At 73.4% G+C, this 17,387-nt stretch carries 14 protein-coding genes; 6 read left to right on the forward strand and 8 right to left on the reverse strand.

Features of this window, described 5'->3' with window-relative positions:
* The first annotated feature begins 90 nt into the window (after window positions 1–90).
* The 5 genes from ACN6LB_RS10430 to ACN6LB_RS10450 all read left to right on the forward strand — a co-directional run bounded on the left by ACN6LB_RS10430 (window position 91) and on the right by ACN6LB_RS10450 (window position 5,077).
* On the forward strand, window positions 91–1,500 hold the full coding sequence (locus ACN6LB_RS10430; RefSeq protein WP_356137818.1) for a phytoene desaturase family protein: 1,410 nt from the start codon (window positions 91–93) through the stop codon (window positions 1,498–1,500).
* On the forward strand, window positions 1,497–2,018 hold the full coding sequence (locus ACN6LB_RS10435) for an O-acetyl-ADP-ribose deacetylase (RefSeq protein WP_445025560.1): 522 nt from the start codon (window positions 1,497–1,499) through the stop codon (window positions 2,016–2,018). The genes ACN6LB_RS10430 and ACN6LB_RS10435 overlap by 4 nt, the downstream gene beginning before the upstream one ends.
* Window positions 2,019–2,387: 369 nt before the next feature.
* Window positions 2,388–2,996, forward strand: a complete 609-nt coding sequence (locus ACN6LB_RS10440) for a GOLPH3/VPS74 family protein (protein ID WP_445025561.1) — start codon at window positions 2,388–2,390, stop codon at window positions 2,994–2,996.
* A 98-nt stretch (window positions 2,997–3,094) separates the two neighbouring features.
* A complete protein-coding gene (locus ACN6LB_RS10445) occupies window positions 3,095–4,585 on the forward strand; it encodes an AlkA N-terminal domain-containing protein (RefSeq protein ID WP_445025562.1) in 1,491 nt (496 codons plus the stop codon).
* A 9-nt stretch (window positions 4,586–4,594) separates the two neighbouring features.
* Window positions 4,595–5,077 (forward strand): methylated-DNA--[protein]-cysteine S-methyltransferase, encoded by a 483-nt coding sequence (locus ACN6LB_RS10450; protein WP_356137826.1) that lies wholly within the window; start codon window positions 4,595–4,597, stop codon window positions 5,075–5,077.
* A gap of 27 nt (window positions 5,078–5,104) precedes the next feature.
* Here the strand turns inward: ACN6LB_RS10450 and ACN6LB_RS10455 are convergent, their stop codons facing one another.
* The 7 genes from ACN6LB_RS10455 to ACN6LB_RS10485 form a co-directional block, all read right to left on the reverse strand.
* Window positions 5,105–5,824, reverse strand: a complete 720-nt coding sequence (locus ACN6LB_RS10455) for an SIR2 family NAD-dependent protein deacylase (RefSeq protein WP_445025563.1) — start codon at window positions 5,822–5,824, stop codon at window positions 5,105–5,107.
* Between the two features lie 49 nt (window positions 5,825–5,873).
* Window positions 5,874–9,332 (reverse strand): SAV_2336 N-terminal domain-related protein, encoded by a 3,459-nt coding sequence (locus tag ACN6LB_RS10460; RefSeq protein ID WP_445025564.1) that lies wholly within the window; start codon window positions 9,330–9,332, stop codon window positions 5,874–5,876.
* Window positions 9,333–10,283 carry an AAA family ATPase gene (locus ACN6LB_RS10465; RefSeq protein WP_445025565.1) on the reverse strand — a complete coding sequence of 317 codons (951 nt, stop codon included), beginning with the start codon at window positions 10,281–10,283 and terminating at the stop codon, window positions 9,333–9,335.
* The gene (locus ACN6LB_RS10470) at window positions 10,280–12,496 is read right to left on the reverse strand and encodes a VMAP-C domain-containing protein (protein ID WP_445025566.1); all 2,217 of its coding nucleotides are present in this window, start codon (window positions 12,494–12,496) and stop codon (window positions 10,280–10,282) included. The genes ACN6LB_RS10465 and ACN6LB_RS10470 overlap by 4 nt, the downstream gene beginning before the upstream one ends.
* A complete protein-coding gene (locus ACN6LB_RS10475) occupies window positions 12,493–12,870 on the reverse strand; it encodes a CU044_2847 family protein (protein WP_356137835.1) in 378 nt (125 codons plus the stop codon). Before ACN6LB_RS10475 ends, ACN6LB_RS10470 begins: the two co-directional genes overlap by 4 nt.
* 82 nt (window positions 12,871–12,952) lie before the next feature.
* Window positions 12,953–13,456 (reverse strand): NUDIX domain-containing protein, encoded by a 504-nt coding sequence (locus ACN6LB_RS10480; RefSeq protein WP_445025567.1) that lies wholly within the window; start codon window positions 13,454–13,456, stop codon window positions 12,953–12,955.
* Window positions 13,457–13,554: 98 nt separating this feature from the next.
* A complete protein-coding gene (locus ACN6LB_RS10485) occupies window positions 13,555–14,628 on the reverse strand; it encodes an ADP-ribosylglycohydrolase family protein (protein ID WP_445025568.1) in 1,074 nt (357 codons plus the stop codon).
* A 146-nt stretch (window positions 14,629–14,774) separates the two neighbouring features.
* Between ACN6LB_RS10485 and ACN6LB_RS10490 the strand changes: the two genes are divergently transcribed.
* Window positions 14,775–15,938 carry a glycerate kinase gene (locus ACN6LB_RS10490; protein ID WP_445025569.1) on the forward strand — a complete coding sequence of 388 codons (1,164 nt, stop codon included), beginning with the start codon at window positions 14,775–14,777 and terminating at the stop codon, window positions 15,936–15,938.
* Between the two features lie 142 nt (window positions 15,939–16,080).
* Here ACN6LB_RS10490 and ACN6LB_RS10495 read toward each other — a convergent pair whose 3' ends face one another.
* Complete coding sequence (locus tag ACN6LB_RS10495; RefSeq protein ID WP_356137843.1) at window positions 16,081–17,283, reverse strand: PucR family transcriptional regulator; 1,203 nt, start codon at window positions 17,281–17,283, stop codon at window positions 16,081–16,083.
* Window positions 17,284–17,387: the final 104 nt, after the last annotated feature.

Raw genomic sequence — 17,387 nt, forward strand, 5'->3', positions numbered from 1 at the left:
AGGTTACCCACGCCCCTGGGATGTCGGTGGCCCGGCATATCCTGATCCTCAGTGGCCATCGGCTGACGAAGGAGTCCGAAGGTGTCGTCCATGCTCGATGCGGTCGTGGTGGGAGCGGGCCCGAACGGGCTGACGGCTGCCGTGGAGCTGGCCCGCCGTGGATTCTCCGTCGCCGTCTTCGAGGCCCGCGACACCGTGGGCGGAGGAGCCCGCACCGAGGAGCTCACGCTGCCCGGATTCCGGCACGATCCCTGCTCCGCCGCCCATCCGCTGGGCATCAACTCGCCCGCTTTCAAGACGATGCCGCTGGAGCGGTACGGACTGGAATGGCTGCACGCCGAGCTGCCCATGGCCCACCCCTTCGACGACGGTACGGCCGCGGTCCTGTCGCGGTCGGTGGCGGAGACCGCAGCCTCCTTCGGGCCGCGCGACGCGGGCGCGTACCGGCGGCTCGTCCAGCCCTTCCTGCCCAAATGGGACACGCTGGTACGCGACTTCATGTCCCTGCCGCTGACCTCGCTGCCCCGGGACCCGGTCACCCTGGCCCGCTTCGGCCTCGTCGGCCTGCCGCCCTCGACCTGGCTGATGCGCCGCTTCCGCGACGACCGTGCCAGGGCACTGTTCGCCGGGCTCGTCGCGCACGTCATCGCCCCGCTCGACGGCCTCGCCACGGGCGCCGTCGGCCTCGTCTTCGCCCTTGCCGCGCACGCCAGGGGCTGGCCCGTCGCCCGGGGCGGTTCCCAGTCGATCTCCGACGCGCTCACCGCGTACCTGAAGGACCTCGGCGGCACCGTCCACACCGACTACGAGGTCAAGCGCCTCGACGACCTGCCCCCGGCCCGCGCATACGTCTTCGACACCTCGCCCACGGCCCTGGCCAGGATCGCGGGCCTCGGGCGCTACTACGAGCGGTACCGGTACGGGGCAGCCGTCTTCAAGATCGACTACGCGCTGGACGGCCCCGTGCCGTGGACGGCGCACGAGGCGCGCACCGCGGGAACCGTGCAGGTCGGGGCGAGCAGCCAGGAGATCGACCGCGCCCTGCGAGCGGCGTCGCGTGAGGGCCGCGCACCCGACGTCCCCTTCCTGATCTCGGTGCAGCCCAGCGTCGTGGACCCCTCCCGGGCACCCGACGGCAAGCATGTCTTCTGGACGTACGGCCACGTCCCCAACGGCTGGAGCGGCGACCTCACCGACGCCGTCGAACGCCAGCTGGAGCGGTTCGCGCCCGGCTTCCGCGACCGCGTACTGGCCCGTGCGACCGCGGGCCCGCCCGAACTCGCCGTGCGCAACGCCAACTACGTGGGCGGCGACATCGCCACCGGCGCCGCCTCCGGGCTCCAGCTCCTGCTGCGGCCCAAGATCTCCCTGTTCCCGTACGGCACCCCGCACCCGGCCGTCTTCATCTGCTCGTCGGCCACCCCGCCGGGCCCCGGCGTGCACGGTATGTCGGGGCACAACGCGGCCAAGGCCGTCTGGAGGAGGCTGCGACAGACATGACCGTCATCACGCTGGTCCAGGGCGACATCACCGGGCAGACGGTCGACGCCCTCGTCAACGCGGCGAACTCCTCCCTGCTCGGCGGGGGCGGCGTGGACGGAGCCATCCACCGCCGCGGCGGCCCGGCCATCCTGGAGGAGTGCCGCAAGCTTCGTGCCTCGCAGTACGGCAAGGGGCTGCGCACCGGCCAGGCGGTCGCCACGACCGCCGGTCGGATGGACGCCCGCTGGGTGATCCACACCGTGGGACCCGTCTTCAGCCGGAGCGAGGACCGCTCCGCCCTGCTCGCCTCCTGCTACCGCGAATCGCTCCGGATCGCCGACGAACTCGGCGCGCGCAGCGTCGCGTTCCCGGCCGTCTCCGCCGGCATCTACGGATGGCCGATGGACGACGCCGCCCGGATCGCGGTGGCGACCGTCCGGGCCACGCCGACCGATGTCGAGGAGGTCAGGTTCGTGCTCTTCGACGAGCGGGCGTACGAGGCCTTCGCCCGGGAGACGGCCCAGCGGTCCGGCTAGGGGGTGTTTTGAAGGTCCTGTGCGGTGCCCGCGGTGTTCGGTGCGTGCCCTCGGCGTGCCGGACGAAGGCCCTCGTACTGGACGTACTTGGGGTTTCGGCCGGTGCGGCGAGGGTGCGTGCCGGGCGCCGTGGGTGCTGTGCGGGACTTTCAAAACACCCCCTAGCGGGCCGGGCTCCGCTGCGGCCGTTCCGGGACGACCAGGATGCTGTTGGCGAGAGGGCGGCTGCCCCGGGGCATCGGACCGGTCAGGGACCGGGAACACCGACCCGGCTTCGGTCGTTTCCCGACGGCGCAGCCAATCCCGCCCACCCCGACTTCCCCGAAGCGCACGCCATCAGCATCATCGGCCTCTGATGTGGAGCCTGACATGACGACACCGCGGGACCTGTTGATCATCGCCTTGGACGTCGCGTCCAGCCGCCCCGTCGAGCAGGGTGAGCTGTCGCTCGCCCTCGCGGGAGCCGAGCTCATCGATCTCCTCGACGCCCGGGCGGCCGCCCTGGAAGGCGACCGGATCGTGCCCGGCCCCGAGACGGCCACGGACGACCGGCTGCTGGACGAGGCCGCGTCGGCGCTCGCACGGCAGGAGCCGTACGAGTCCGCCGAGGAGTGGCTGTGGCGCCGCGGCAAAGGCCTGTCCTCGGCGTACCAGGCCGCCCTGGAGGCGGACGGCCAGGTGGCCCGGGAACGCCATCGCTGGATTCCCGTGCGAACCGGACGCACGGCGCTGGTCGACTCGCCCGCCCGCCGCCGGGCCGACGACCGCTGGACGTCGGGCGAGCGCGTCCTCGCAGGACTCGCAGCCGCCGTGGGGATCCTCGACGCGCCGGACGAGGGCTTCGAGGGGCCGACCGACGACGACGCCGTCGTGACCGTGCTGGCCGCCGTCCACGACGCGGTGATGGAGCTGGAAGCCGTGCGGCAGCGGCGAAGCATCGAGAACGCGGCCTTCGACAACATCTGGCGAGGTCAGTGACCGAAGCCGGTACGCGGAGACCGGCCGGCCGCAGGCCACGCGACCTACGTGTCGGATTTCCGCCAGCCCTTGGCCCGGCGGTGCCCGATCCTTGAGACATGCAGAACGGGATGCACGCCGATATCGAACGCTGTGTGCGCGCCGTCCAGTCGAAGGACGCGCGCTTCGACGGGTGGTTCTTCACCGCGGTCCTGACCACCCGAATCTACTGCCGGCCCAGCTGCCCGGTGGTGCCGCCGAAGCCGGAGAACATGACGTTCTACCCGAGCGCGGCGGCCTGCCAGCAGGCCGGCTTCCGGGCCTGCAAGCGGTGCCGCCCGGACACCAGCCCCGGCTCGCCCGAGTGGAACCGGCGCGCCGACCTGGTCGCCCGCGCCATGCGTCTCATCGGCGACGGAATCGTGGACCGCGAGGGCGTGCCCGGCCTCGCCGGCCGGCTCGGCTACAGCACCCGCCAGATCGAGCGGCAGCTCCTCGCCGAACTGGGCGCGGGCCCGCTCGCACTCGCCCGGGCCCAGCGCGCCCAGACCGCGCGGCTGCTCATCGAGACCACCGCGCTCCCGATGGCGGAGATCGCCTTCGCGGCCGGGTTCGCCTCCATCCGCACCTTCAACGACACCGTCCGCGAGGTCTTCGCCCTGGCGCCGAGCGAGCTGCGCACCCGAGTACCCAGGTCACGCGCTCCGGGAGTCTCGGGAACGCCGGGGGTCCTCAACCTGCGGCTGCCGTTCCGCGCGCCGCTCAACCCCGACAACCTCTTCGGACACCTCGCCGCGACCGCCGTACCGGGGGTCGAGGAGTGGCGCGACGGCGCGTACCGGCGCACCCTGCGACTGCCCTACGGCCACGGGGTCGTCGCGCTCGCTCCCACGGCCGACCACATCGCCTGCCGCCTCACCCTCAGTGACCTGCGCGACCTGCCCGTCGCCATCAGCCGCTGCCGCCGCATGCTCGACCTGGACGCCGACCCGGTCGCGGTCGACGACCAGCTGCGCACCGACCCGCTGCTCGCGCCGCTGGTCGACAAGGCGCCGGGGCGCCGGGTGCCGCGCACCGTCGACGAGGCGGAGTTCGCCGTACGAGCGGTGCTCGGCCAGCAGGTCTCCACAGCCGCCGCCCGCACCCACGCGGCCCGCCTGGTCCTCGCCCACGGCGAGCCCGTCGAGGATCCCGAGGGCGGCCTCACCCACCTCTTCCCGTCCGCCGAGGCCCTTGCCGCACTCGATCCCGAGTCCCTCGCGATGCCCCGCACCCGCCGCACCACCTTCACCACGCTCGTCCGCCAACTCGCCGACGGCACCATCCACTTGGGCGTGGAGAGCGACTGGGCGGAGACCCGCACCCGGCTCCTCGCGCTGCCCGGCTTCGGGCCCTGGACCGTGGACGTCATCGCGATGCGCGCCCTCGGTGACCCCGACGCCTTCCTCCCCACCGACCTCGGAATCCGGCGCGCGGCCCAGGAGTTGGGCCTGCCCTCCACCCCGGCCGCCCTCACCGCACGGGCCGCGGCCTGGGCGCCCTGGCGGGCGTACGCCGTGCAGTACCTGTGGGCGACGGACAGCCACCCCATCAACTTCCTCCCTGTGTAAGGACATCCAGTGAAGCAGCACACGGTCGTCGACAGCCCGTACGGCCCCCTCACCCTGGTCGCCGACGACGGGGTCCTGTGCGGCCTCTACATGGTCGGCCAGCGCCACCGCCCGCCGGAGGAGAACTTCGGCGAGCGTGACGAGACCCCGTTCGGGGAGGTGGCCGAGCAGCTACAGGCCTATTTCGCAGGCGAGTTGAAGGAGTTCACGCTCCGCCTCGACTTCGCCGGGACACCCTTCCAGCGCACGGTCTGGGAGCAGCTGAGCCGCATCCCCTACGGCGAGACCCGCTCGTACGGCGAACTCGCGGAAGCGCTCGGCAACCCCAAGGCCTCGCGCGCGGTGGGCCTGGCCAACGGCAAGAACCCCATCGGCATCATCGTCCCCTGCCATCGCGTCGTCGGCGCCGACGGCAGCCTCACCGGGTACGGCGGCGGCCTCGACCGCAAGCGCCGCCTGCTGGACCTCGAACGCGGCACGGCGCTCTTCTGACTCCTCGGACGAGCCGCCCACCCCGCTCTAGAGGCGGCCCAGCAACTCCGGCAGCGCCGTCCCGATCGGCTCCCGTACGACCTCGTCGGCCCGGTCGTCGTACGGGGTCGGCTCGGCGTTGACGATGACGAGCCGCGCGCCGTGGTCGGCGGCGACCCCCGCGAGCCCGGCGGCGGGCTGCACCTGAAGGCTGCTGCCGACGGCGACGAACACCTGGCAGGCCTTGGTGATCGCGACCGCCTCGGCCAGCACCACCGGGTCGAGCCGCTGGCCGAACATCACCGTCGCCGACTTCAGGATCCCGCCGCACTCCAGACACGGCGGGTCGTCCTCGCCCGCCTCGACCCGCGCGAGCGCGTCCTCCATCGGCCCGCGCGCATGGCACCCGGTGCACACGAAACTCCGTGCGCTGCCGTGCAGTTCGAGCACCTTGCGGGCCGGCATCCCGGCGAGCTGGTGCAGCCCGTCCACGTTCTGCGTGATCACCCGCACCGGCACCCCGGACCGCTCCAGCTCCACCACCGCCCGGTGCGCGGCGTTCGGCTCGGCCTTGAGCGTGCGGTTGTCGCGCCGCATCTGCCACGAGCGCCGCCGGATCTCCGGGTCCCCCATGTAGTAGTCGTAGGTGACGAGCTTCTGGGCCTCCGGATCCCGCTGCCACAGCCCGTTCGGCCCCCGATAGTCCGGGATCCCGGAATCCGTGGAGATCCCGGCCCCGCTGAGGATCGCGACAAGTGGCTTGTTCATGGTGCCGAGGGTAAAGGCGCCCGACGCCCGGTCGCGAGCGAATTCGGCCTCAGGAGGAGCCGGGGCGCGGGCCGAGGAGCAGGGCGGCGAGCCGCAGGTAGGCCTTGTACGCGTCGGGTGTCAGCCAGGACAGCTCGACCGTGCTGCCCATCGCCAGATGGCCGTCCCGCGGCACCGTGACGATGCCGCGGCAGCGTGAGCTCAGGCCAAGCAGGGCGCCCGAGTCGAGCGCCCAGCCCGCGGCCGGGCGGCTGTGGTTGAGCACGACCACCGACTCCCCGACGAGCCCGGGCCGGTCCAGCGTCACCAGGCGGTCCATGGCCTGCTGGGCCTGGGTCAGGCCCGCGGGGTCCGCGCGCGAGACGATGACCAGGCGGTCGGTGTGCTGCATGATCACGGGATGGAGGTTGTCGGTGTCGACCAGGGTGAGGTGGAAGTAGCGCTGCGTCGTGTACGCCACGCTGCGGAACTCGTAGTCCGTGTACTGACCGGCCGCCGGGGGACGCCGTACCGAGTCGTTCGCCAGCACCATGAGCCCGGAGCGGTGCGGTGACAGAAAGAGCTCCAGGTCCTCGAACCGTTCCACGTCGTGCAGCGAACCGGCCAGGTCCGACATGCTCTCCAGGGTGTTGCGGAACACCCGGCCGCTGATGCGGACCTGCCGTCCCGCATGCCGGTCGGCGTCGATCGCGAGCACGTGTTCCTGCCGTTGGTCGGCCAGCACGGCACCCAGCATCATCGTGGTCGTGGTGCAGCCGACGCCGTCCCTGACCCCCACGAGCGTGATCCGCAGCGGTCGTTCCAGCGGTTCCCGGATGGTCCGCGTCCACTGCTCGCGGTGGTCCTCCGGTGCGGGCGCCTCCACCGGGTCGACCGCCGCGGGGTCGGGCGCCTCCTCCTCGACGTCCTCCCACTCCGTCCCGCCCGGCAGCCGCGCCCCCAGGGCGTCCGCCACCTCACGGGCGGTGGGCCGCCCCTCCGGCTCGCGCATCACGCAGCGCATCAGCAACTCGGCCAGGTCCTCGTCGAGTTGGGCGAAGTGATGGTTGCGCGCCAACTCGGCCTGTTCGTGCGGGGACCACGCCCTCCCGGTCACCGCGTGCAGCAGGACGACGCCCAGCGAGTACACGTCTCCCGCGGTGATCCGCGACTCGCCCCAGTACGTCACCTCCGGCGCCCGGTAAGGGGAGTTGGCCGGTACCGACGCCGTCGACGCACTCCACGCGCCGTCGATGCGCGCCGACGTCCAGCCGATCACGTGCAGCGTCGACTCGGTCACCAGGATCGCGCCCGGGGCCAGCGAGCCGTGCACCATGCCCAGACGGTGGCAGCGGCTCAGCGCACGCGCCAGATTCCAGGCCAGCCAGGTGAACAGCGGGGTGCCCGGCTGCGGCCCCGCCGCCTCCAGCACCGCCCGCAGCGTGGGCGCCGGCCGCCCGTCGGCGAGCGTGTCGAGCCGCAGCGCGAGCCAAGGGGTGGCGGCGCTCGCCAGGTTGCCGTCGACGACCGCGGGCGCGTACACCCCGGCCATGCGACGCAGCGCACGGTGCTCGACGTCGAGCAGCTCCTGCGCCACCGGTGAGGCGAACGAGGAGGACACCCGCAGCAGTACGCGCTGTCCCTCCTCGTCCTCGCCGATGTACGCCGTGGGCTTGCCGCCGGACCCGTCGCGCTGCAGCAGCGTGTAGGGGCCCAGGGAATGCAGGTCCTGCAGACGCAGTGGCAGCCAGGAGGGTGCGGCCTCCAGGTCCGGCGGCAGTCGTACGTCCTCGTACTCGGTGACCCGCTCGGGCGTCGGCGCCATGGGCCGGGCGCCCAGATGCGTCAGCAGGCGGTCCTCCAGCCACGCGAACGGCCGCGTACCGGGCAGGAGTTCACCCGTCCCCGAGGGATGGGCGAGCCATGCCGGGAAGTCGGGGGAGCGGCCCACGAGGGTGCGCAGACGGTCGGTGACGGCTCGTGTCGTGCGCAGCAGGTCGATCGGGGACGCCGTGTCGAGCAGGATCTCCTGGGCGTCCCTGGGGAATCCGAAACGCCGGTGCTGGACGGGGAGCAGCTCGTCGTCGGGCTCGGTCCGGCGCATCAGACCGCCCAGGAACACCTCCGCGAGATGCGCGGTCTCGGCACGCCAGGGCACGGCCGCCTGGACGAGACGCATCACCGGAACCGTCAACGGGGACACCGCGGCCAGATGGGCGGCCAGCCGGTAGGCCTGCGGCGAGGCGGCGTTGCGGAACCGCAGGACGGCCTTCGCCGCGTCGGCTCCGCGGGTGTCGGCCCCGCCACGGGGAGCCCGCGCCTCCGGCGGTGCCAGCAGCGGCAGTTGCGCACTGGCGCCGGGCGACGCCACGAGGCGGGCCCAGGCCGCGACGGCCGGCGGATACGGTTCGAGAACCGGGACCGGGACGCCCGGGAACTTCTCGCCGAGGTCGGGCGGCAGCAGCGGATCGGTCACCTCCCAGCTCTCGTTGGCCGCGCCGCGCCGCCGGGTCGTCACCAGCCATGGCTCCGAGCGGATGCCCGAGCCGTCCCACAGGTGGGCGGGCAGGGTGTGCATGATCGCCGTCGGGCCCTGGCGCGCCCAGCGTTCCAGGACGGTCCGCATCCGCCCGTCGCGCCAGCAGGGACCGACGCCGTCGCTGATCACCAGCACCAGCGTGCCGCCCGAGGGATCGACGACCGAGGCGGGGGACAGCAGCGGGGCGCCCGGGTCGAAGGGGCGGGCCCGCAGCAGCGGCACCGGCGCCTCGTCGGGGTCCGCGTGGTGCATGCGTGTGTCGAGGCCGTGCACCCGGATGTCGCGGAACGCGCCGAGCCGCTCCAGCAGCGCCCGCAGTTCCGCCGCGAGCCGCCGCCACAGCAGCATCGATATGCCGTCGTCGATCAGCAGGACCAGATCGAGCCAGCGCTGCCGCGCGGGCCGCGTCACCACGTCCGGCAGCCCCGTCTCGGCGATCGCGGCGGCCGTGGCCTCCTCGTCGAACTCCCGCTTCAACAGATTGGGTTGGGGCTGCTTGAGCAGCCGCAGGGCACGCCCGAAGCGGAGCTCGTCCTCGCCGAGCGCCTTCTCCTCCGGCACCCGCACCGGCATCGCGCCGTCGCGTGCGCCGCCGTGGCCGTCGTCCTCGCCGAGCGCCGCGAACTCGGGTGCACTGCGCGTGGCGGCGGCCGCGTGCAGAGCGCCCAGGAGCTGCGCCGGCGCCGGCGGTTGCGCCGGGGTCTCGGCGCTCGGCTCCGACGCGGCGGCCCCCGGAGGGCGGGTGCCGGGCGCCGGCGTGTCCTCGCTCGCGTCGGGCCCCGGGCGGTGGGCGGAGAGCCGCGGCAGCGCCGACACGAGCGGGGCGCCGCTGTCCGCCGGAAGTCGCGCCGCCAGCCATACGGCGTCCAGCAGCTCGTGGATGGACAGCTCCTGCCCGGTGAGGCGGGCGATGCTGCTCAGCGCCGGCGGTGGCTCGACGCCGTCGAAGGGGTCGTCCGGAGCCCTGGGGCCCGTGCCGTCGGGCGGCATCTAGACCATCCCGCCGAGCCGGTGCAGTACGGCGTCGAGCAGCCCCTCGGCGTCCAGATCGACCCCGCCCTTGCGCAGGAACACGGCGTTCAGCAACTGGTCGGTGGCGAGTTCGCCCGGTGCCCGGCGGTTGAGGAAGGCATGGAGGAGGTCCTCCACGTCGCTCAGCGTGTCCTCGCCCAGATGGGCGGCCACGATGTCCCGCAGCCGGGCCTCGTCCGGGTCGGGCAGGTCCAGGCGAACACAGCGGCGCATGAACGCGGGCGGGAAGTCCCGTTCACCGTTGCTCGTGATCACCACGACGGGGAACTCCCGGCAGCGGACCAGACCGCGGGTGACCGTGACCCGCTCACCGTGCGCCCCGTGGGTGAGGACCGGCACCTCGGCCTGCTCCTCCGGCAGCCGGGACAGCTCCGGTATCTCGAACTCGCCCTCCTCGAAGACGGTCAACAGGTCGTTGGGCAGATCCACATCGCCCTTGTCCAGCTCGTCCACCAGCAGGACGCGCGGCCGGTCGCGCGGCACCAGGGCCGTGCCCAGCGGTCCCAGCCGGACGAACGTGCCGATCTCGGGTTCGTCCGCGCCCCGTTCCCGGCGCAGGTGCGTCTCGCGGAGCCGGCCGATGGCGTCGTACCCGTACAGGGCGTCCTTGAGGACCGAACGGCTGTTGACGGCCCATTGCAGCACCGGCCCCAGGGACAGTTCGTGGGCGATGGCGTGCGCCAGCGAGGACTTGCCGGTGCCGGGGTGCCCGGTCACCAGCAGCGGGCGGCGCAGATGCAGCGCGGCGCTCACCACGTCGGCCTCCGCGCGGCCGATGAGATAGGGGCGGTGCCGGGGGCGGCCGCCCGGCCGGTCGGTGAACTGCCGCCAGGGCGGTGCCTCGGGGAACTCCGGCTGCCGGGCCACGCGGTCGCCGCGGAACAGCCGCCACCCGTCGGTCTGCGTCATATCGCGTGCTCCGTTCCTTCCGAGGGGTCGGCGAGCTGTAGTTCGTCCGGCAGCGGCAGTTCGGCGTCGTCCCACACCAGGGCGGGGCGGGCGGCCACCTCGTTGTCCGCGAAGACGCGGACCCTGACGTACCGCACCCGCTCCGGAAGCGCGTCCACCGGCCCCTCGGGCACGATGGCATCGAGCGGGGGTCCCTCGCCAGGGCCGAGGCCGGCGCGGTTCCACAGCACGATGGGCACGCCCATGGCCAGACAGACGAGGACCAACTTGCCGCGGTGCTGGGCGTTCCCGTCCACAAGGACGCGCGCGGTGTCCCGATGGGTTGTCTTCAGCAGCCCGGCCAGTGTCCGGTCGCCCGTGCGGTGGTCGGCGAGCAGCGAGCCGCTCTGCTGCCGGGCGTTCCATCGCCGTTCGAGATCGGCGGCCCCGGTGGGGGAGCGGCGCCGCAGCCGGGGGCAGCGCAGGACCAGGTGGAAGTCCTCGCCGAGCGGCGCGGGCATGTACTCGCCGGCCCCGGCCCCGTCCCACTCGTCGACCGGCAGGTCCAGCGCCTCCGGCGGCACCGACACGGCGACCAGCGCGACACCGTCACCCGTGTCCTTCGCGCCTCCCGCGACCTCCCTGATCAGCCGGGCGATCTCCGGTCCGGTACGGGGCCGGTCGGGTCCGTCGACGGTGCGTGCGGCGCTGCCGTCGGGGCGCAGCCGCCACACCGAGCAGCGGTAGTGGTGCGCGGGATCCTGGGCGTAGCGGTCGAGCTCCACCAGGATCCGGGCCCCGGCCGGGGCGGCCTGCCGCGACCAGCGCTCGGCGTCGGCGCGGCGCTCGCGAAGCGCGGAGGGGTGGATGCCGAGCCGCGCGGCGACCCGGTTGCTCCATTCGCGCAGGACCTGGCCGACCATGCCTTCGGTGGCCGCCGCCAGGTACTCGACGACGCGCAGCAGGGCCGGCAGCCGGGGCGTCTCATCGGGCACGGGCGAGCCGTCGCCGTACCAGGTCTCCAACTCGCCCAGGACATCCGGTACTTCGGCCGGGGTGAGCCGGGCCGCCTGCAGTGACCGGGGGAGTTCGAGATAGGGAAGGGCCGCGGTCGCCGCCCGGTGCAGCAGTCCCGGATCGGCCTGGGTGAGATGCTCCAACTTGCCGATGAGCATGCGGTGTTCGGCGATGGAGAGCAGCCGGGCCGCGCCGGTGAGGCGGCCCAGGGCCAGCAGCCGGTCGAGCTCGGCCCGCCCGCGCGGGTCGTCGACCACCTTGGGCGCCAGCGACTCGGCAAGGGTCGGCAGTGCCCGCTCCGTGCCGCACAGCAGGTGCGCCAGTTTCTCCACGGACGGCGCCGTGCCGTCGGAGGGCGCCGACAGGCCGAGCTGCTCGGCGAGTTCGCCGGCGTGCGCGGCGCGTGCCACGGGATCGCCGAGCAGCGTGTGCAGCGGCCCCACCATCATGTCGCGCACCGACTCGTCCTCGGCGAACACCGCCGACCGCCCCGCCCACAGCCCGGCCAGGTGCGGTTCCGGCACCGCCTCGGCCCTCCGCAGCTCCACCAGCACCGACTGCCAGCCGAGCCCCCAGCTGCGCCGCACCGTGTGCTGGGTCGAGAACCCGTTGTCGGGAGCGGTGATCCGGCCCATGACCAGCCCCACGGCGGCGCCGTCGCCCATCGACCACAGGGGGCCGCCGCTGTACCCGTCGTCGACGGCCGCCCCGGACAGCTGCCCGTCGAGATAGCCGACGCCGTCGTCGTACACGGCCACGCGCACATCGGCGTACGAGAACGGCTGCCCGGCCCCGTACCACGCCCTGACCTCCTGCCCCCGCGCCATCTCCAGCCAGCGCACCGAGCCCACGGGCGGCGGCGGTTCCTCGTCGAGTTCCAGGACGGCCAGGTCGCCCTCCCACCTCAGGGCGCCGTCGTCGACCGGCCCGTACTGGTGGGAGCGGGGCGGTATCCACGACACCAGGCGCGCGCTGCGGACGTCGCCGGCGGAGAGCACGGGGAAGGACACGTCGAGCGTGATCCCTCCCGGGTCCTGCGGGTTCAGGCTCCGCCGCCCGAGCACCGTGTTGACGACATGCGCGCAGGTCAGCAGCCGGCGCCCGGAGAGATAGACGCCCGCGCCCGCCGTGCTGCTGCGGTTGGCGGACAGGATGCGGACGAGAGCGCCGCGCGCGTCCGCCGACCGGTCGCCCCGGGGCGCCGCGAACCAGGTCACTCCCCGTCCCGGGGCGGCAGCTGCCAGGTCGCCGAAATGGTCATGCTGGCCTGTCCGTTGGCGCCCACGATGCCGATCTTCAGGTCCTGGCCGATCTGTATGCCGAAGGCGACCGACAGCTCGTGCGGCGGATCGGCGATGCCGGACACCGAGTCGTGCACCTGCTGAAGTACGGGGCCCAGCGGACTCAGTACGGCGCGCAGGGCGTCCGTCGCGAGCGCCCCGACGCGCGCGCCGCGTCCGACGGGCGTGACACCGGCGATGCCGCCGGGCAGATCGGCATCACCCGCCGGGGCCTCGCCCGCTGCGGCCAGTTCGAGACGGACCTGCGCTCCGTCGTCGAGCGCGAACTCCATGTAGTCGTAGTGCGGCACAGCAAGCATTGTGCCGATCAATGAGCCCTACAGGTAGGAGAGTTGACGAAATAGGCCCGCGGACCCGAAGGCAGCCGGGCCGCTACGCCCCTACGGCGCCCACCCGGTGGCCGTTCTCCAGCTCCGCCGTCCCCGACCCGTCCGCCAGTACGTCCAGGGCGGCGAGCACCCGGCGACAGAGCGCGTCCGGCAGGTACCGGGTGAGCTCCTCGCGTGCCACGAGGCGCCAGGAGAGCAGTTCCTCCTCCTGCAGGCGGATGGACTCGAAGTCGCTGTCCGCGAGGACTCCGCCGTCGTAGAGGTAGGCGACCAGCGGCGGGCGTGTCGTCCCGGGCACCCAGTCGACCGCGAGCAGCCGTCCCGGCTCCACGTCGAGCCCGATCTCCTCGACTGTCTCGCGCCGTGCCCCCTGCCGCGGGGTCTCCCCGTCGTCCGACTCGACGGTGCCGCCCGGAAGGGCCCAGCCCTCCCGGTAGTTGGGCTCGACGAGCAGCACACGGTCGTCCGCGGCACGGAAGAGCGCGGCGGCGCCCACCAGGACGCGGGGGAGGCCCGCGATGTACGTGGCGTAGTCTTGGGTGGTCATTCGTGCAGCGTAACCAGCTCGCGCGGGCGCCTCTCCCGCTCACTGCCGGACTCGGCGAAGTGGGCGCTGCTGTCGAGGAGTTCGGCGACCGGCTGCCGTCAGGCCGCCGCCTCCGTCTCCGCGAGAGCCACCGTGCGGGCCGCCAGCTCGCTGATGCGTACGCCGTCGAAGCCGAAGACCGCGCTGCGGACCATGTCCTCCAGCGGGTCCTTCCACTGGGCGGGGATCGCGTCGGCCCCGCACAGCACGCCCGCCACCGACCCGGCGGTCGCGCCGTTCGAGTCGGTGTCCAGGCCGCCGCGGACGGTCAGCGTGATGGTCCGGGTGAAGTCGCCGTCGCCGTACAGCAGCCCGGCCGTGAGGACCGCGGCGTTCGGGATCGTGTGGATCCAGCCGAGCCCGGCGGTCTCCTCGCCCACCGTGGTGAGCGTGTCCTCCCAGGCCATCCGGGTCTCGTGAAGCGTGAGCACACGCCGCACGGTGCGGGCGAGGCGGCTGCTCGCGGGAATGACGGTCAGCGACGTGTCCAGGGCGTCACGCACGGTGTCCGCCGTGAACGCCGCCGAGATCAGCGCCGCCGCCCACATCGCGCCGTACACGCCGTTGCCGGTGTGCGAGAGCACCGCGTCGCGTCGGGCGAGCGAGGCCGCGCGGCGGGGTGCTCCCGGGCAGGTCCAGCCGTAGACGTCGGCGCGGATCAGGGCGCCGATCCACTCCTGGTAGGGGTTGTCGTAGGTCGCGGTGAGAGGCGGTTTCAGGCCGTTGGCGAGATTGCGGTAGGCGGCCCGTTCCGCCGTGAACGTCTGCAGGTACGGCAGCCGCAGCAGCCACAGATCGCCGACCTGTTCCGTGCTGAAGCCGAAACCGTGCCTTTCCAGGAGGTCGAGGCCGAGGATCGCGTAGTCCACGTCGTCGTCACGGCAGCTGCCGTGGATACGGCCGCGCACGCATTGCCGCCATTCGGGGCGCAGCTCGAAGCCGTCGCTCTCGGTGAGCGGCTCGGGCAGGTAGTCGACAAGGGGCAGGGCCGCGGCCTGCCGCAGATAGCGGTCGATGCGTTCCCGCGTCCAGTGGTCGCCCTGCTCGACCGGTTTGCCGAGCATGTTGCCCGCGATCCGGCCCAGCCAGCCCCCGAGAACGCGGTCGCCGAGCTCAGTGCCCACAGGGGTCATGGTTCCGGTTTACCGAATTCCGGGCGAGCCCGCGCGGTGTTTCGCTGCGCGGGACGGGGCATGACGGCGTGGGCCTCCTGCGGTTATGGTCGCAGCGGCGCGACTGCCTTGACGTGAGCAAGGCTCGAAAGCAAGGGGAATGCAAGGTGGCGGACGCTGCTGTGAACCGGACACCCACCGGAAATGCGCGGGTGCTGATCGCCGCGGACAAGTTCAAGGGCTCGCTGACGGCCGTACAGGTCGCGGAGCGGGTCACGGCGGGCCTGCGCCGGGCCGCGCCCCATGCGGAGGTCGAGGCCCTGCCGGTCGCCGACGGCGGCGACGGCACCGTCGACGCGGCGGTCGCGGCCGGGTTCGAGCGGCGCGAGGTGTCCGTCGCCGGGCCGCTCGGCGGTGAGGTCACGGCCGCGTACGCGCTGCGCGGCGACACGGCCGTCGTCGAGATGGCGGAGGCCAGCGGGCTGCAGCGACTGCCCGCCGGGGTCTTCGCACCGCTCACGGCGTCGACGTACGGCTCAGGGGAACTGCTGCGGGCCGCGCTGGACGCCGGTGCGCGCACCATCGTCTTCGGAGTGGGCGGCAGCGCCACCACCGACGCAGGTGCCGGAATGCTGTCCGCGCTCGGCGCCCGCTTCCTCGACGCGGAGGGCGAGCCGGTGGCTCCCGGCGGGGGCGCGCTGAGCGATCTCGTGACGGCCGACCTGTCCGGGCTCGACGCGCGGCTCGCCGACATCGACCTCGTGCTCGCGAGCGACGTGGACAACCCGCTGACCGGCCCGAAGGGCGCCCCCGCGGTGTACGGGCCGCAGAAGGGCGCGAGCCCCGACGACGTGGCGACCCTCGACGCCTCCCTCGCCCACTTCGCCACGGTCCTGGAAAAGGCCGTCGGCCCCCGGGCCGCGGAGTACGCGCAGGCGCCCGGTGCGGGGGCCGCGGGCGGCATCGGCTACGGCGCCCTGGTCCTGGGCGCCCGTTTCCGGGCCGGTATCGAGGTCATGCTCGACGTCCTCGGCTTCGCTCCCGCGCTGGAGCGGGCCACGCTGGTGATCACCGGGGAAGGGTCGCTGGACGAGCAGACGCTCCACGGGAAAGCGCCCGCAGGGGTCGCTGCGGCGGCGCGTGCGGCCGGCAAGGACGTCGTGGCGGTGTGCGGGCGCCTCGCGCTGCCGCCCGAGGCTCTCGGCAAGGCCGGGATCCGGCGCGCGTACGCCCTGACGGAGGTCGAGCCCGACGTCGCCCGGTGCATCGCCGAGGCGGGGCCGATTCTGGAGGAGCTGGCGGAACGGGTCGGGACGGATTTCCTGACCTGAGGCGTGAGGGGCCACTTTCCCTGCCGGACGGCGCTGGAGATCTTCAGCCCGTCCGGCGTTTGAGGACGAGCGCGAAGCGCGACGCAGGGGAAAGGGGGCGCAGCCCCCAGGACAACGGGACGGGCAGGGGCGGAGGCGGCGACTACCCCACCCCCGACAGCCGGTACGCGTCCAACGCCAACGTCATCTCGATCAGGTCCCGGGGCCGCGCCAGCGAGCGCGAGGTCAGCTGCTCCAGACGCCGCAGGCGGTTGAAGACCGTGTTGCGGTGGCAGTACAGGCGCCCCGCCGCCCGCCCGGCGGAGCCCTCGCAGGAGAGCCAGACGTCGAGGGTCTCCAGCAGGACGGCCCGGTCGCCGGGCTCCAGCTCCAGCAGCGCGCCGAAGACCCCCGCCACCAGGCGCTCCGCCAGCTCCGGCTGGCTGACGACCAGCGCGGTCGGCATGCGCTGATCGAGCCGTACGACCTCGGTGGCGTCGGGCGGACACGTCCGCAGCGCCAGCTCGGCGAGCCGCCGGGCCCGCCCCAGCTCGGCGAGGCCGGGGACCACGGGGCTGATCCCGCCGGGCCCGGCGCACCGGGCGTCGAGGAGCCCCGCGAGAGCGTCCAGCCCGGCGCCGTCACCGAGCGCGACCACCCCCACCTCGCAGTCCGTGCGCATCCGCCAGATGAACCGGAACCCGGTGCCCTGCACGGGCCGGTGGAAGGTCTCGCGGACGTCCCGGCGGTCGGCGCGCAGCACGACGACCGCGTACGGCCCGTGCTCGGGCAGATCGAGCCCGGCCGCGGCCCGCGCGGCGAGCCCGGGCGCCTGCTGTCCTTCGAGGAGGGCGTCGAGCAGCGCCTGAAGCCGCTCGTCGGTACGCCGCCGCAACTCCATCTCGGTGGCCCGGTAGGCATCCGAGGCGGCCTCCGCCTGGGCGTCCACGGCCGACCACACCATCGTCGCCGACCGCATCAGCACGGTGAGCCGCGCCGGATCCTGCCCGGCCGCGCCTTCGAGGAGCGCGTCCCACACCAGGTAGCCGGCGTTGCGGTACGCGTGCACGAGGAGTTCCAGCGGCAGGCCCTGCTGGGCGCGCCGCCGCCCGGCGTCCTCGGCGCACTCCAGATCGCGGCGCGGGGAGTCCCGGGGCGCCGACATCGTCTCGATGCCGATCCGGATGGCCTCCTCCGACTCCCGCCAGTGCATGTCGTACGGCAGGACCCGCGCGTACACGGGGGAGTACTCGGTGAGCTGCCGCATATGGGCATCCACCAGTTCGGGCAGCCGGTCCAGCAGCGCGGTGCAGGACTCGGCGAGCAGCTTCCAGTCATGACCGGTCCGCGGTCTGCGCCCACCCATGGACCGGAGGATGCCACCGGGAAGACGCCTCGCACAGGCCCCTGACACGCGGTGTTGTGCGCGCGCACAACCGGCGGCCGTGCGCGCTGGTCACCCGCCACGTT

It is taken from the genome of Streptomyces sp. SAS_270 (genome assembly GCF_052543295.1).

Excerpts from the sequence above, each read along its gene's own strand:
- ACN6LB_RS10480 (WP_445025567.1), bottom strand. The coding sequence starts at position 13,456 with ATGACCACCCAAGACTACGCCACGTACATCGCGGGCCTCCCCCGCGTC.
- ACN6LB_RS10460 (WP_445025564.1), bottom strand. The coding sequence starts at position 9,332 with ATGCCGCCCGACGGCACGGGCCCCAGGGCTCCGGACGACCCCTTCGAC.
- ACN6LB_RS10440 (WP_445025561.1), top strand. The coding sequence starts at position 2,388 with ATGACGACACCGCGGGACCTGTTGATCATCGCCTTGGACGTCGCGTCC.
- ACN6LB_RS10435 (WP_445025560.1), top strand. The coding sequence starts at position 1,497 with ATGACCGTCATCACGCTGGTCCAGGGCGACATCACCGGGCAGACGGTC.
- ACN6LB_RS10430 (WP_356137818.1), top strand. The coding sequence starts at position 91 with ATGCTCGATGCGGTCGTGGTGGGAGCGGGCCCGAACGGGCTGACGGCT.
- ACN6LB_RS10445 (WP_445025562.1), top strand. The coding sequence starts at position 3,095 with ATGCAGAACGGGATGCACGCCGATATCGAACGCTGTGTGCGCGCCGTC.
- ACN6LB_RS10485 (WP_445025568.1), bottom strand. The coding sequence starts at position 14,628 with ATGACCCCTGTGGGCACTGAGCTCGGCGACCGCGTTCTCGGGGGCTGG.
- ACN6LB_RS10495 (WP_356137843.1), bottom strand. The coding sequence starts at position 17,283 with ATGGGTGGGCGCAGACCGCGGACCGGTCATGACTGGAAGCTGCTCGCC.
- ACN6LB_RS10455 (WP_445025563.1), bottom strand. The coding sequence starts at position 5,824 with ATGAACAAGCCACTTGTCGCGATCCTCAGCGGGGCCGGGATCTCCACG.
- ACN6LB_RS10465 (WP_445025565.1), bottom strand. The coding sequence starts at position 10,283 with ATGACGCAGACCGACGGGTGGCGGCTGTTCCGCGGCGACCGCGTGGCC.